We start from the raw sequence: 14,489 nt of genomic DNA on the forward strand, positions 1-14,489 counted from the left end.
ATTTGAGGTGAAGAAAATGATTTCGGATAAAATTAAATTAACGGCGAAAGATATTTTGGAAAAAGAATTTAAAACAGGTATGAGAGGTTATCAACAAGAAGAAGTAGACAAGTTTCTTGATATGATTATTAAAGACTATGAAGCTTTCCACAAAGAATTTGATCAATTGAAGCAACAAAATGTTCGTTTAAAACGAGAATTAGAAGAACAAAAACTAGCTGCAACACAAGCTCCACAACAACCTGTACAAACACCAGTTGCGCAACCGGTATATAACAACACGAATACGGATATTTTAAAACGTTTATCCAACTTAGAAAAAGCTGTATTTGGAAGTAAGTTATACGAATAAAATAAGGTGGAAACAAGGTTGAGGCATTGTACATAGAAAAAAACATTGCAAAATCTTTTTGTTTCCACTATACTAATGGATGTCATAACGTTTGGGCAATCGCTGCAACGCCAACGTTGTAGAGGAAAGTCCATGCTCGCACGGCCTGAGATGGCTGTAGTGTTCGTGCCTAGCCAATTCATAAGCTAGGGTATTCTGGCTGTAAGGCTGGTTTAACGGCAGGGAAAAAACCTAAGTCCTTTTGGATATGGTTTGACTACCTTTAAAGTGCCACAGTGACGAAGTCCTTGAAGAAATGATAGGAGTGGAACGAGGTAAACCCCACGAGCGAGAAACCCAAATAATGGTAGGGGAATCTTTTCCAAGGAAATGAACGACGGAAAAGGACAGGTTTTTATAACCTGTAGATAGATGATTGCTACCGGAGTACGAGGCGTGGGCCGTTTGCAGTACAAAGGAACAGAACATGGCTTACAGAACGTTATGAACCAACTATGAAATAACTCAGCTCTCCTTTGTTAGAGGAGGGCTTTTTATTTGTATGAAGTTATAAATTATGAGTTACAATGGTTAATGAGAAAAATTTTCGTAAAATGTAATGATTAATAGGACAAATTGCTATTAATTATTGTTTGAATATACATAAGAGGTGAATGCAAATGGGAAAAGTTACTTTAATTGCAACAGCGGCAATGGGTATTGAAGCGTTAGTTGCCCGAGAAGTTCGCGATCTTGGTTATGAATGTCAAGTAGAAAACAGCAAAGTAACATTTGAAGCAGATGAAAAGGCGATTTGTCGCACGAATTTATGGTTACGTACTGCGGACCGTGTGAAAATTAAAGTTGGCGAATTTAAAGCAACAACATTTGATGAGCTATTTGAAAAAACGAAAGCATTAAACTGGGGAGATTATATTCCAGAGAACGGAGAATTCCCTGTTATCGGTAAATCTCTAAAATCTGAGTTATTCAGTGTTTCGGATTGCCAACGTATCGTTAAAAAAGCTGTCGTTGAAAAATTAAAAACAACATATAAACGTACAACTTGGTTTGAAGAAGATGGTCCATTATTCCGTATTGAGATTGCAATGTTGAAAGACATTGCAACATTAACAATTGATGCGAGTGGTGTTGGACTTCATAAACGTGGGTACCGCATGGATCAAGGGGAAGCTCCTTTAAAAGAAACATTAGCTGCGTCTTTAATTAAATTAACGAACTGGAAGCCAGATCGTCCTTTCGTGGATCCTTTCTGTGGATCTGGAACAATTCCGATTGAAGCTGCATTAATTGGACAAAATATCGCACCAGGATTTAACCGAGGCTTTGCATCGGATGAATGGGGCTGGGTTGGGAAACAAAATTGGCGCGAAGCTCGTCAAGAAGCTGAAGATTTAGCAAATTATAATCAACCATTACAAATCATTGGATCTGATATTGACCATCGTATGATTCGAGTTGCACAAGAAAACGCAGAAGAAGTAGGTTTAGGTGATTTAATCACATTTAAACAAATGCAAGTAAAAGATTTTACAACAAAAGAGGATTATGGCTACGTCGTAACGAATCCTCCATACGGAGAACGTTTAAGTGAAAAAGCACTCGTTGAACAACTGTATAAAGAAATGGGACAAGTATTCCGCCCATTAGATACGTGGTCAGCGTATGTATTAACAAGTTACGAAGCATTTGAGAAGTGTTACGGAAAAGATGCATCGAAGAAACGTAAACTATTTAACGGATTTATCCGTACAGATTACTACCAATACTTCGGAAAACGTCCACCGCGTAATTCATAGTATAAAACTCCTCCAGCACGCATATACTGGCTATTATGTAATGCGTAAAGGAGGCAGTGATATGGATAGTTTTCAATTATCGATGATTCAAAAAGCTATTCACCGTACGTATGATGAGCTCGGAAAAGAAGTGGATAGTCAAGGCGTAATTGTAGATGAAATACAAAAAGCGCAAGAAGAATATTTATCAGCTCTTTCACATGAAACAGCGATTGATAAACGGTATTTAAAGTCATTAATATAGAAGAAAATTTTCCTTTTTCGAAAGGAAAATTTTTTTTCGTGTATTTCTAAGTATTGCAACAGGGGAAAGTGGCTGCACACATATGAGCAGCAGTTACTATATCGTTTTATAGAAAAACTTTTTGGTTGGAGGCTAAGGATGTTTACTGAGAAGAGATTACCATTTGAAGTAGGAAAACAAGATAATTTTTATGATAAGTTGAATGAGTGGATTGGAGATGTATTTTACGACATCCTTCCGGAAAAAGGCTTTGAAGAGCGTGATGAACAAATCTTTATGGCGTTTCAATTAGAGCGTGCTTTCCAAGAGAAAAAAGTTATGTTCGCAGAAGCGGGTGTAGGAACAGGGAAAACGATTGTATACCTTTTATATGCAATTTGTTATGCGCGTTATACAGGGAAACCTGCTATTATCGCTTGTGCAGATGAGACATTAATTGAGCAGCTTGTGAAAGAAGAAGGGGATATTGCTAAGTTATCAGAAGCATTAGGACTATCTGTTGACGTAAGACTTGCGAAATCGATGGATAACTATTTATGTTTACGTAAACTTGAAGATGTTATGAGTGGACGAGCTCCAGAAGTAATTGAAGACGTATATTATGAATTACCACAGTTTGTATTTGATCATGGTACGATGCAAAACTTTACTCACTATGGTGACAGAAAAGAATTTCCACTTTTAAATGATGAGGAATGGTCAAAAGTAAACTGGGATTACTTCCAAGATTGCTTCACTTGTGATTCACGTCATCGTTGTGGACAAACTCTTTCTCGTGAACATTATCGTAAAGCGGCAGATTTAATCATTTGTTCTCAAGATTTTTATATGGATCATATTTGGACGTACGATGCTCGTAAACGTGAAGGGCAAATTCCGTTATTACCTGAAAGTAGCTGCGTTGTATTCGATGAAGGACATCTTGTAGAATATGCAGCTCAAAAAGCTTTAACGTACCGTTTAAAGCAAACGATGATGGAGCAGCTTTTAACGAGATTGTTACAGAACGATATTCGTGAAGAGTTTGCACATTTAGTAGAAGAAACAATTTGGCAAACAGAGCGATTCTTTGATGTGTTACAAGAGAATAAAAAGGAAATTGAAGGTTCTGATCGTTTAGAAATTACTGTGACAGAAAAAGTAACCGCAGAAGCGAAAAGACTTTATGCAAAAATCGGTGAAGTCGGTGATGCACTAGTATTTGAGAGTGAAATGCATACAGTAAACACATACGATTTAAATATCGTTGATGAACATTTAGATGTGTTAGAACATTCACTTCGTCTTTTCATGCATGAGAAAAATGTAATTACGTGGGGTGAAGAAGGTGATGGTGCCTTCACGTTAGTTATTATGCCGCGTGCAGTTGAAGAAGTGTTACAAGAAAAAGTATTCTCGAAGAAAATTCCATACATTTTCTCTTCTGCGACATTATCGGACAACGATTCGTTCGCATTTACTGCAAATAGCCTAGGGGTAAAAGATTACTTATCATTCTCAGTTGCCTCACCGTTTAATTATGAAGAGCAAATGGCAGTAAACTTACTATCGCATACGAAAGAAAATGAATGGGAAAGAAAGTGTCAATATACACTTGAAAATATACAGAAAACGAATGGACGTACGCTTGTATTATTCCGTACAACGCAAGAACTTGCAGCGTTCAAAGAATATGTAAGTAAAGAGCAAATGTCAGTTCCATTCTTATATGAAGGGGATCAAGAAATTAGTCAGCTCGTTTCTCGTTTCCAAAATGAAGAAGAGACTGTACTTTGTGCCGTTCATTTATGGGAAGGTTTAGATATTCCGGGTTCATCATTATCACATGTAATAATTTGGTCATTACCATTCCCTCCAAACGATCCTGTGTTTGAAGCGAAACGTAAGCACGTAAATAATCCATTCTGGGATGTAGATGTGCCATATATGATTTTACGCCTTCGTCAAGGGATTGGACGTTTAATTCGTACGAGCGACGATAAAGGTGCTATATCAATCTTCCTATCAGATACGGAAGATGAAAAAGTGATAGAAGCAGTGAAAAAAGTACTTCCGGTAGAAGGTAAAGAATTATAAGGAAAAGCTTGGCGCTTGCCAAGCTTTTTTTCTATTATAAAAGGAATTTATGTTTTCGTGTCGAAATAAGTTTGAGGTAGAAAAAGGAGGTCTTTTATACGATGACAGTTGCTACATATGAAGTAGAAAAACAATTTTTAACATATGTGAAGAAGATAGAAAATTACGGAGAAGCATTAAGCTTAATGTTTTGGGATTTAAGAACGGGTGCACCAAAAAAAGGTGTGGATCAACGTTCAGAAGTCATAGGGATGCTTTCGTCAGAAGTGTTTGCTATGTCGACTTCAGATGAGATGGGGAACTACTTAACTGAGCTTGAAGCTTTAATATCTGAAGATAAACTTTCTGAAACGACGAAGAAAATGGTTGAAGAGTGTCGTAAAGAATATGATAGAAATAAGAAAATTCCACAAGCTGAATACGAAGCGTATGTGAAATTAGAAGCGAAAGCGGAAAGTGTGTGGGAAGAAGCGCGCGAAAAATCTGATTTCGAAATGTTCCGTCCGTATTTAGAAAAAATTGTTGAATTCAAAAAGAAATTTATTACATATTGGGGTTACGAAACATATAAATATAATACATTATTAGACATGTATGAGCCTGGTATTACAGTAGAAGTGTTAGATCACGTATTTGGTCAACTTCGTGAGCGTATCGTGCCGCTTGTAAAAGAAATCTCAGAGGCTAAAAAGGGATTAAAAACAAGTGCTTTATCGGAACACTTTTCGAAAGAAAAACAAAAGAACTTTACATTAGAGCTATTAAAGCAATTGAATTATGACTTTGAAGCAGGGCGTCTTGATGAAACGGTACATCCTTTCGAAATTACATTAAATAGAGGGGATGTTCGTATTACAACACGCTATGATGAGAAAGATTTCCGTATGGCTGTGTTTGGAACAATTCATGAATGTGGTCATGCTGTATATGAACAAAATATTGCAGAAAAATTTGAGGGTACACCGCTATGTAGTGGAACATCTATGGGTATTCATGAATCGCAATCATTATTCTTTGAAAACTTTATCGGTCGTAATAAATCATTCTGGAAGAAAAATTATGATTTATTAAAAGAGTATAGTGATGGTCAATTTAACGATATATCAGTCGATGAGTTTTATGATGCTATTAACGAATCGAAGCCTTCATTCATTCGTATAGAAGCAGATGAGCTTACATATCCGCTTCATGTTATGGTTCGTTATGAGCTTGAGAAAGAATTATTTGATGGTACACTACAAGTGAAGGACTTACCAACGGCTTGGAATGATAAGATGGAAGCATATTTAGGAATTCGTCCAGAAAATGATGCACAAGGTGTATTACAAGATGTTCACTGGGCTGGTGGCTCATTTGGATACTTCCCATCTTATGCGCTTGGTTACATGTATGCAGCGCAATTTCAGCAAAGAATGCTAAAAGATATTCCAAACTTTGATGCATTATTAGAAGAAGGTAACGTGACGCCAATTCGTGAGTGGTTAACAGAAAACATTCATCAATATGGCAAAACGAAAAAGCCACTTGAAATTTTAGAAGATGTAACAGGTGAAGGGCTAAATGCAAACTACTTAGCTGATTATTTAGAAGCGAAGTATAGAGAGATTTACGAGTTATAAAAAAGAGCTGCTTAATTGCAGCTCTTTTTTTAAAGGAGATGGGAGAATGGATTATACATTTACAGTAATGAACCAAAAGGAAGCAGAGGAAATTGCATACAACTGGCATTATGAAGGGAAATATTCCTTTTATGATATAGAGGCAGATCAAGAAGATTTAGCAGAGTTTTTAAGTACGGAAATGAGAGGGGAAGATACGTTTGCTGTGAAGGAAAATGATACTCTCATTGGTTTCTTGAGTTTTTCTAAAATGAATAATCAAACGGTTGATATAGGACTTGGAATGAGACCTGATATAACTGGCAATGGATTAGGGTTAAAGTTCGTAAAGGCTGGACTAGATTTTAGTGAAGAAAAATACGGCTGCAACTATATAACACTATCAGTAGCGACATTTAATGAGAGAGCGATTAAAGTATATAAAAGGGCAGGATTTGAAGCGGTTGGAACGTTTATCCAGGAGACGAACGGTAGTTGTTTTGAGTTTTTGAAAATGAATTATATATGTAAAAATGACTAAAAAACAGAGGGGATCTTCTGTTTTTTTATTTTGATGCAGATATATATGATACATGTTTTGCACTTGTTGTAATTGGAATTTTTGCTAGAGGGCGTGTATGATTGAACTTTAGTAGCAAATAGCAAGCTTAGCAAGGAGAGGTAGAATGATTACAATTAAAACGAAAAGTGAAATAGATTTGATGCATGAATCTGGGAAATTACTTGCTTCATGTCATAGAGAAATTGGAAAAATGATAAAACCGGGAATAACAACACAAGAAATTGAGACGTTTGTTGAAGTGTATTTAGAAAAGCATGGCGCAACATCTGAGCAGAAAGGTTATAACGGGTATCCATATGCGATATGTGCGTCTGTAAACGATGAAATGTGTCATGGGTTTCCGGCCGATGTTCCTTTAAATGAGGGAGATGTTGTCACAATTGATATGGTAGTAAACTTAAATGGTGCGCTATCAGATTCTGCATGGACATATATAGTAGGGGATGTTTCTGACGAAACAAAAAGGTTATTGCTAGTGGCTGAGAGTGCTTTATATAAAGGAATTGATCAGGCGATAATCGGTAATCATGTAGGGGATATTGGTTTTGCAATTGAAAGTTATGCAAATGCTGAAGGTTTTTCTGTTGCAAGAGATTTTACGGGGCATGGGATTGGTAAAGAGATTCATGAAGAACCAGCAATTTTTCATTTTGGTAAACCGGGACAAGGACCTAAGCTGCAAGAAGGCATGGTAATTACAATTGAGCCGATTGTAAATGTAGGTATGCGCTATTCTAAAGTTGGTTTAAATGGATGGACTGCAAGAACGATGGATGGGAAATTATCTGCTCAATACGAGCATACAATTGCGATTACAAAAGATGGGCCAGTCATTTTAACGAAGTTGTAATAGAGAATGTAAGAGTTTGCAAAAATCGAACGAAAATAGTGTTTTTATAAAATTTGTACGTGTTTTATTAATAAATACTTTTCAAAGTATAAAAATTGCGTTATAATCCTTCTATAAAATAAATAGTTAGCTACACTCATATAATCGCGGGGATATGGCCTGCAAGTTTCTACCGAAGTACCGTAAATACTTTGACTATGAGTGAGGACGAATATATTTGCTTGTTAAGCATTCTTTTTTGCGAAACTCCAAAAGCACGTCTCTCACTTGTAACGAGTGGTGGCGGCTTTTGGAGTTTTTTTATTGCATAAGAGGAGGAACAAACATGAAAGTATTACAAGAAAAGATTTTGAACGAAGGAAAGGTTTTATCTGGTGACGTATTAAAGGTAGATGCATTTTTAAATCACCAAATTGATCCGGTACTTATGCAAGAGATTGGAAAAGAATTTGCTAAACGTTTTAAAGAAGAGAACATTACAAAAATCGTGACGATTGAATCTTCTGGCATTGCACCAGCGGTTATGGCTGCATTAGAGCTGGGTGTAAAAGTAATTTTTGCAAGAAAACGTAAATCGTTAACGTTACAAGATAATATGTATGTTGCAAACGTATATTCATTTACAAAACAAGAAACAAATGAAATTTCACTATCTCGCACTCATATTGATGAAAATGATCGTGTATTAATCATTGATGACTTTTTAGCAAACGGTCAGGCTGCTTTGGGTTTAATGAGTTTAGTAGAGCAAGCTGGAGCAAGCATTGCGGGAATTGGAATTGTTATTGAAAAAGCATTTCAAGATGGAGGAAAGAAGCTTCGTGAACAAGGAGTTCGTGTTGAGTCACTAGCAGAAATTGCATCACTTGATAACGGTACAGTTACATTTGTACAGCAAGAAACTGCGGAGGTGAAATAAGCGATGAAGCAACATCCATTTAAAATCGCATCGCTAGGTATGCAGCATATGCTTACTATGTATGCCGGTGCAATTATCGTTCCACTTATTGTGGGAGGCGGACTTGGCTTAAATCAAAAAGAGTTAACATATTTAGTCTCAATTGATTTATTAATGTGCGGCGTTGCAACAATTTTACAAGCATTATCAAATCGCTTTTTCGGTATTGGACTTCCAGTTGTACTAGGTTGTACATTTACAGCGGTTGGGCCGATGATTGCAATTGGGAAACAATACGGCGTGTCTTCTATTTATGGAGCAATTATTGTTGCCGGTTTGTTTGTTGTTATTTTTGCGAAATTATTTGGAAAGCTTGTAAAATTATTTCCCCCTGTCGTAACAGGGTCTGTTGTTACTGTAATTGGAGTTACACTTGTTCCAGCAGCGATTAATGATATGGCTGGCGGAGTAGGAAGCAAAGATTTCGGAAGTCTTGAAAACTTAGCGTTAGCATTTGGCGTATTATTATTTATCATCATTATGTATCGTTTCTTTGATGGATTTATCCGTTCTATTTCTATTTTATTAGGTCTTTTGGTCGGTACAATCGTTGCAGCGTTTATGGGGAAAGTAAGCTTGCAAGCTGTTGGAGAAGCAGATTGGTTCCACGGTATTCAGCCGTTTTACTTCGGTACACCGACATTTGAATTAACGCCAATTATTACGATGATTCTCGTTGCTTGTGTAGGGATTGTAGAAGCAACAGGTGTATACTTTGCGTTATCTGATATTTGTAATAAAAAGATCGGTGAAAAAGAATTAACAAAAGGCTATCGCGCAGAAGGGTTAGCGATGGTGTTAGGTGGTATTTTTAACGCATTTCCATATACAACTTACTCTCAAAACGTAGGACTTGTTCAATTAACAGGAGTAAGAAATCGCGTTATTATTTATACTTGTGGTGGTATGTTAATCGTTCTTGGGTTCATTCCAAAAATCGCAGCTATTACAACAATCATTCCGAAATCAGTACTTGGTGGTGCGATGTTAGCGATGTTCGGTATGGTTATGGCATATGGTATTAAAATGTTAAGTAGCGTTGATTTTGGAAAGCAAGAAAACTTATTAATTGTTGCATGCTCTGTCGGAATTGGGCTTGGGGTTACAGTCGTTCCTACATTATTCTCACAACTTCCAGAAAATATTCGTATTTTAACAGATAACGGAATTGTGCTAGGAAGTGCATCAGCAGTACTTTTAAATATTGTATTTAATATGGTGCCGCAGCGAAAAGGGAAAGTAAAAGAAGAGCCAGTTTCGATGCAAAATGCAGTAAGAGAAGCATAGAAAAGCAAGGTCTCATTATGAGACCTTGCTTTTCTTTTTAAGTGGCATCATTTTCCCATACGTACCAAGCCGCCAAATGTACTCAAGTGGCCCGTATTGATAATGTGAAAGCCACCAGCGGCTAATAAAGATTTGTAACGTATAAAAACTGATGCAAAATAGAGGTCCTACCCATAATGGAGCAAGATAATCGTTTTTGAACAATAGTCCGAATACAAGTAATGTAACAATTGTATGTGAGATGTAATTTGTTAACGCCATTCGTCCAACGTATTGGAATGGGTGTAATAATGTTTGCCATTTTTCTTTTTGTAATAAACGCATTAGCGTGAAAATGTAGAAGATGAATAATGTTTTTCCACTGAACATTGTAAAGGCCTGCATATAAATTGGTTCATAAAATGGTTTTGATAAGAAGTAACGAACCATGAAGAACCACATTGGTAATGTTAAAATGAACGTAATAATTTGCCATTTTTTAAGTTTTGTATCTAACTCTTTCGTGCGGCGGAAAATATCCTTTTTACCGGCGTATAAACCAAGTAAAAATAGCCCAACTGTTTCTGGGAGCATTGTAATATTTAATACTATTCCATCAGCATAAAATGCATGGAAACGATTTTGTATTTGTGACACCCAGTCTTCAAGTGGCATGACTGGTAAGGAGAATCCAAGTTCAGCCTTTGACATTAAGGCAACACTAATACTAGCAATTAGTATAAGAAATTGAAAAATACTTAATAAAGCAATTGCCCATATTAAAATGGTACGAGGTTCTCTCTTATAAAATAAAAATAAGAAAAATCCAGCGATTGCATAAGTATGTAAAATGTCTCCGTCCCATAAAAGCACATAATGTAAGAAACCAAATAATAATAAAATAAGTAAGCGACGAACAAATAAAGTTTTTGGTCGATCTGTTTTCGCTTCAGCACGAGTCATAAAAATATAAAAGCCTAGTCCGAATAAAAACGAAAAGATAGTATAAAACTTTGTTTGAATAAACATATCGTAAATTAGACGGATATAACTATCTAGTCCCTCATAAACTCCTGAAAGATCACGTGAGTCAATTCCAGCAATAATAGGCCAGTTAACAAGAAAAATACCTAGTACAGCTATTCCCCTAATGATATCAATTGAGTGTATCCTCTCGCCTTGCGTGAGATTTTGTGTCATTATTTTCCTCCTTAATAAGTAATTCCCTTTTATTATACAAAATGTAAGGGGGAGGGGATAGAGGGGATTTCCAATTTTTAAAACTGTTAAGATGTGTATTATGAGATATAATAAGAGTGCACAGCAAGTTTTAAACTTCTTTAAAACAGGCAGTAAAGCTCCTTTTCCCGAAGGAGCTTTCTTTTTTAGAAATTTGTTGATAATGATTCTCTTTAATGATAAAATGTATTCAAAAGTGATAATCATTATCAAAAAAAGGTTGGTGCGCGAGTATGGTATATGCATTAGTAGCAGGTACAGTCGCTGTATATGCAGTTATTGCGAAATATGTTTTAAATGGAGTAGGAACAGCAAAATGAATAAAATGACATAAAATCCCTTTCATTTGTAAAAAGAATGAAAGGGATTTTTTATTTTTAATGAGAATATGCTGAAAATTTAGTATGATAGTAAAGTGAAACTGTAATCAATGGGGAGATGCATCTCTCACTGATTAAGAGCTCGCAAATAGCGGGAAAAAGTATATACATCTTGGATAAAGGGGAACAAGGGGATGACAAACATAGTACAGACAAACGGTATGAAAAAACTTGTTTGTTTTTATGAAGAGTGGCAAAAACACGGCGATGCAGAGAATAGCTTAAAGTTGTTTGAAGTGATTCAAAAATATAAACAAGAGCAGCTTATGATAGCATTCTGCGGCCACTTTTCGGCAGGGAAATCAACGATGATGAATCATCTATATAAAGCGCAGTTGTTACCAACAAGTCCGATTCCGACAAGCGCTAACGTCGTCAAAATTGAAAAGGGATTAGATCGTGTTGTTGTAACGGTCAAATCTGGAGAACAGTACGAATATGACGGTGCATATTCAGCAGAAGAATTAAAACAGATTTGTAAAGATGGCGATGAGGTAATTGGTGTTCATATTTATCGAAATGATGCGCCAATTCCTGAGGGAGTTATGTTAGTTGATACACCAGGAATTGATTCGACAGATGATGCCCATCAACTAGCGACAGAATCGACACTTCATCTAGCAGACGTAATTTTTTATATGATGGATTATAATCACGTCCAATCGGAAGTGAATTTGCAATTTGTTAAAGAATTGAAACAACGTAATAAAACGGTTTATCTCGTTGTAAATCAAATAGATAAACATAAAGAAAATGAATTATCATTTGAGGATTATAAAGATAGTGTGAAACAATCGTTCTCTAACTGGGATATTGAAGTAGATGGAGTTTATTATACGTCATTACGAATGATGAACCATCAACATAATGAAATTGGAAGTTTAGAAACATTAATTACTTCTATTATGAAAGAAAAAGAGCAGTATGTAAGAGAGGGAATGGAGCGAGAAACAGAATATTTAATGGGAGAACATTTCTCGTTTATTGTTTCTGAAAATGAAAAAGCTCTTTTGACATATGAGGAAGAGTTAGCATCACCGCTTTCGATTTCAGAAATAGTTGAAAAGAAAGAAGAGCTAACGGAAACTAAACATCGCGAGGCTAGTAAAGAATCTCATGTGAGAAACGAATTTATAAAAGGTTTACAAGCTATATTAGATAACGCGTATTTAATGCCATTTGAAATGAGAGAATTGGCAAATGCATATTTAGAAACGAAATTAACAAAGTTTAAAGTTGGTTTGCTATTTGCGAAAGGAAAGACGGAGCAAGAAAAACAAAGACGTGTAGAGGCGTTTTATTCTGCCCTTCAAAAGACTGTTGAAACGCAACTTGATTTTCATGTGAAAGAATTTATTGTAGCCTTCTTAAAAGAAGAAGGATTGTTCACGGAGGAAATTGGGAAAGACATATATGCTTTAGAAATTGCTTTTGGACCAGAAATGTTAGCTGAAGTCATTAAACAAGGTGCAGGTTTCACAGGTGATTACTTACTTCTTTATACAGCGGATGTAGCGAATGAACTGAAGAAACGTTATTTTACAAAAGCACAGCAAATTTTTGATAAAAGTGCAGTCGTTTTAAAGCAAAAAGTGAAGGAAGCAGTTGCTCGTATGGAAGAAGAGATTGAAAAATATACGATGTTGCAAACGGCAAAAGAGACGGAATTACAATACAGTAACAATTTAGAGACATATGAAAGTTATTTACAAAATGTTTGGCACGAGCGTGTTGCTACACCAGATGGATTGCAAATAGAGGAGATATTGCAACGTGAAAAACAAATTGTTAGTGAGAAATTCACACTACAAGAGCAGGAAATTGTAAATGATAATGTAGCGGCTCATGAAGAAGAGATAAAAGGAACGGCAGCTTTAAATATTCAGCGTATATTAGAGAAAGTGAAGAAAGCTGAAATGATATTAGAGCCATTGCCAGCGCTGAAACATGTACAGCAAGAGGTGATAGAAAAAAGGCGTCGTGTGGAAACGAAACAATTTACAGTAGCGTTATTCGGAGCTTTTAGTGCTGGGAAATCATCATTTGCCAATGCCTTACTTGGTGAGAAGGTACTTCCTGTATCACCAAATCCGACGACGGCAACGATTAATCAAATTTTGCCGGTTACAGAGGAAAAACCACACGGAACAGTATTGGTTCAATTCAAATCAAAGCAAGCTCTATTAGAAGATATGAAAGCTGTTTATAAGCTGTTTCATTATGAGATTACTACGTTAGATGAGGCGTTAGCACAAATTGATAAAGTTATGAAATATCCTTCACCGACTGGGAAGCAAAAAACAACATTTAGCTTTTTACGAGCGGTACAAAAAGGGTATGATGCAGTTTCTACTTATTTAGGAGAACAAGTACAAGTCACATTAGAAGAGTTCTCTGATTATGTAGCGAATGAAGAAAAATCATGCTTCGTTGAGTATATGGAGCTTTATTATGATTGTGCTTTAACAAGGCAGGGAGTAGCGCTTGTAGACACACCTGGAGCGGATTCTATTAATGCTCGCCATACTGATGTTGCATTCCAGTATATTAAAAACGCAGATGCTATTTTATTTGTAACATATTATAACCATGTATTCTCTCGTGCTGATCGTGAATTTTTAATTCAGCTTGGTCGTGTAAAGGATACTTTTGCTCTTGATAAAATGTTCTTCTTAATTAATGCGGCGGATTTAGCAGAGTCTGAAGAAGAACTTGAAATGGTAAAAGGTTATATCGCAGATCAGCTACTGCAATACGGTATTAGAAATCCGCGTTTATTTGCAATTTCAAGTTTATGTGCGCTTGAAGAGAAACAAGGAAAGAATGTTAAAAAAGAGAAGTATGGTATTTTACAAAACTCTGGAATTACTAAGTTTGAGGAATCATTTACGTCCTTTATGATGAGAGATTTAATGCTTGTTTCTGTGCATGCTCTATATGGTGCGTTGAAAGGGGCAGATCAGCTTTTAGTAAACATGATAAATGGTGCAAAGCAGGGGAATGAAGAGAAAGAGAAGCAAACGAAAAAATATGAAGCAGAGCGTGATCAACTACTTCATATTATTTCATCATATAGTGTGCTTGCGGAAGAACAAGCGATGCAAAATGAAGTGAAAGAATTGCTTTATTACGTGCATCAGCGTC

Annotated in this window: 11 protein-coding genes, 1 other RNA gene and 1 riboswitch; of the genes, 11 read left to right on the top strand and 1 reads right to left on the bottom strand. The window is 36.1% G+C overall.

Annotation, left to right across the window (positions count from 1 at the left end):
- Positions 1-16: 16 nt before the first annotated feature.
- The 10 genes from gpsB to pbuX all read left to right on the top strand — a co-directional run bounded on the left by gpsB (position 17) and on the right by pbuX (position 9,747).
- Positions 17-352 (top strand): cell division regulator GpsB, encoded by a 336-nt coding sequence (gene gpsB, locus JDS92_RS07595; protein ID WP_000622427.1) that lies wholly within the window; start codon positions 17-19, stop codon positions 350-352.
- An 87-nt stretch (positions 353-439) separates the two neighbouring features.
- An RNA gene (gene rnpB, locus JDS92_RS07600) (RNase P RNA component class B) lies at positions 440-831 on the top strand.
- Positions 832-1,011: 180 nt separating this feature from the next.
- Entirely contained in the window at positions 1,012-2,151 is a 1,140-nt protein-coding gene (locus JDS92_RS07605) for a THUMP domain-containing class I SAM-dependent RNA methyltransferase (protein ID WP_000521231.1), read from the top strand.
- Between the two features lie 61 nt (positions 2,152-2,212).
- Positions 2,213-2,395, top strand: a complete 183-nt coding sequence (locus JDS92_RS07610; RefSeq protein ID WP_000376898.1) for a DUF3921 domain-containing protein — start codon at positions 2,213-2,215, stop codon at positions 2,393-2,395.
- Between the two features lie 138 nt (positions 2,396-2,533).
- The gene (locus JDS92_RS07615) at positions 2,534-4,471 is read left to right on the top strand and encodes an ATP-dependent DNA helicase (RefSeq protein ID WP_000493722.1); all 1,938 of its coding nucleotides are present in this window, start codon (positions 2,534-2,536) and stop codon (positions 4,469-4,471) included.
- A 101-nt stretch (positions 4,472-4,572) separates the two neighbouring features.
- A complete protein-coding gene (gene ypwA / locus JDS92_RS07620; protein WP_097957077.1) occupies positions 4,573-6,090 on the top strand; it encodes a carboxypeptidase in 1,518 nt (505 codons plus the stop codon).
- 46 nt (positions 6,091-6,136) lie between these two features.
- Complete coding sequence (locus JDS92_RS07625) at positions 6,137-6,610, top strand: GNAT family N-acetyltransferase (protein ID WP_000386702.1); 474 nt, start codon at positions 6,137-6,139, stop codon at positions 6,608-6,610.
- A gap of 145 nt (positions 6,611-6,755) precedes the next feature.
- A complete protein-coding gene (locus JDS92_RS07630; protein WP_199631742.1) occupies positions 6,756-7,502 on the top strand; it encodes a type I methionyl aminopeptidase in 747 nt (248 codons plus the stop codon).
- Between the two features lie 116 nt (positions 7,503-7,618).
- Positions 7,619-7,720, top strand: a riboswitch (purine riboswitch).
- A 107-nt stretch (positions 7,721-7,827) separates the two neighbouring features.
- Positions 7,828-8,421 (top strand): xanthine phosphoribosyltransferase, encoded by a 594-nt coding sequence (locus JDS92_RS07635; RefSeq protein WP_000866492.1) that lies wholly within the window; start codon positions 7,828-7,830, stop codon positions 8,419-8,421.
- A 3-nt stretch (positions 8,422-8,424) separates the two neighbouring features.
- A complete protein-coding gene (gene pbuX / locus JDS92_RS07640; protein ID WP_199631743.1) occupies positions 8,425-9,747 on the top strand; it encodes a xanthine permease PbuX in 1,323 nt (440 codons plus the stop codon).
- Between the two features lie 15 nt (positions 9,748-9,762).
- Here pbuX and JDS92_RS07645 read toward each other — a convergent pair whose 3' ends face one another.
- Positions 9,763-10,926: a DUF418 domain-containing protein gene (locus tag JDS92_RS07645; RefSeq protein ID WP_199631744.1), complete on the bottom strand. Its 1,164-nt coding sequence runs from the start codon at positions 10,924-10,926 to the stop codon at positions 9,763-9,765.
- 553 nt (positions 10,927-11,479) lie between these two features.
- Between JDS92_RS07645 and JDS92_RS07650 the strand changes: the two genes are divergently transcribed.
- On the top strand, positions 11,480-14,489 hold a 3,010-nt coding region (locus JDS92_RS07650; protein WP_199631745.1), incomplete at its 3' end, for a dynamin family protein.

The organism is Bacillus cereus group sp. N12 (assembly GCF_016483575.1).
Lineage (GTDB): Bacteria > Bacillota > Bacilli > Bacillales > Bacillaceae_G > Bacillus_A > Bacillus_A toyonensis.

Coding starts and splice junctions, on each gene's coding strand:
- pbuX (WP_199631743.1), top strand. CDS start 8,425: ATGAAGCAACATCCATTTAAAATCGCATCGCTAGGTATGCAGCATATG.
- gpsB (WP_000622427.1), top strand. CDS start 17: ATGATTTCGGATAAAATTAAATTAACGGCGAAAGATATTTTGGAAAAA.
- JDS92_RS07625 (WP_000386702.1), top strand. CDS start 6,137: ATGGATTATACATTTACAGTAATGAACCAAAAGGAAGCAGAGGAAATT.
- ypwA (WP_097957077.1), top strand. CDS start 4,573: ATGACAGTTGCTACATATGAAGTAGAAAAACAATTTTTAACATATGTG.
- JDS92_RS07635 (WP_000866492.1), top strand. CDS start 7,828: ATGAAAGTATTACAAGAAAAGATTTTGAACGAAGGAAAGGTTTTATCT.
- JDS92_RS07630 (WP_199631742.1), top strand. CDS start 6,756: ATGATTACAATTAAAACGAAAAGTGAAATAGATTTGATGCATGAATCT.
- JDS92_RS07615 (WP_000493722.1), top strand. CDS start 2,534: ATGTTTACTGAGAAGAGATTACCATTTGAAGTAGGAAAACAAGATAAT.
- JDS92_RS07610 (WP_000376898.1), top strand. CDS start 2,213: ATGGATAGTTTTCAATTATCGATGATTCAAAAAGCTATTCACCGTACG.
- JDS92_RS07605 (WP_000521231.1), top strand. CDS start 1,012: ATGGGAAAAGTTACTTTAATTGCAACAGCGGCAATGGGTATTGAAGCG.
- JDS92_RS07645 (WP_199631744.1), bottom strand. CDS start 10,926: ATGACACAAAATCTCACGCAAGGCGAGAGGATACACTCAATTGATATC.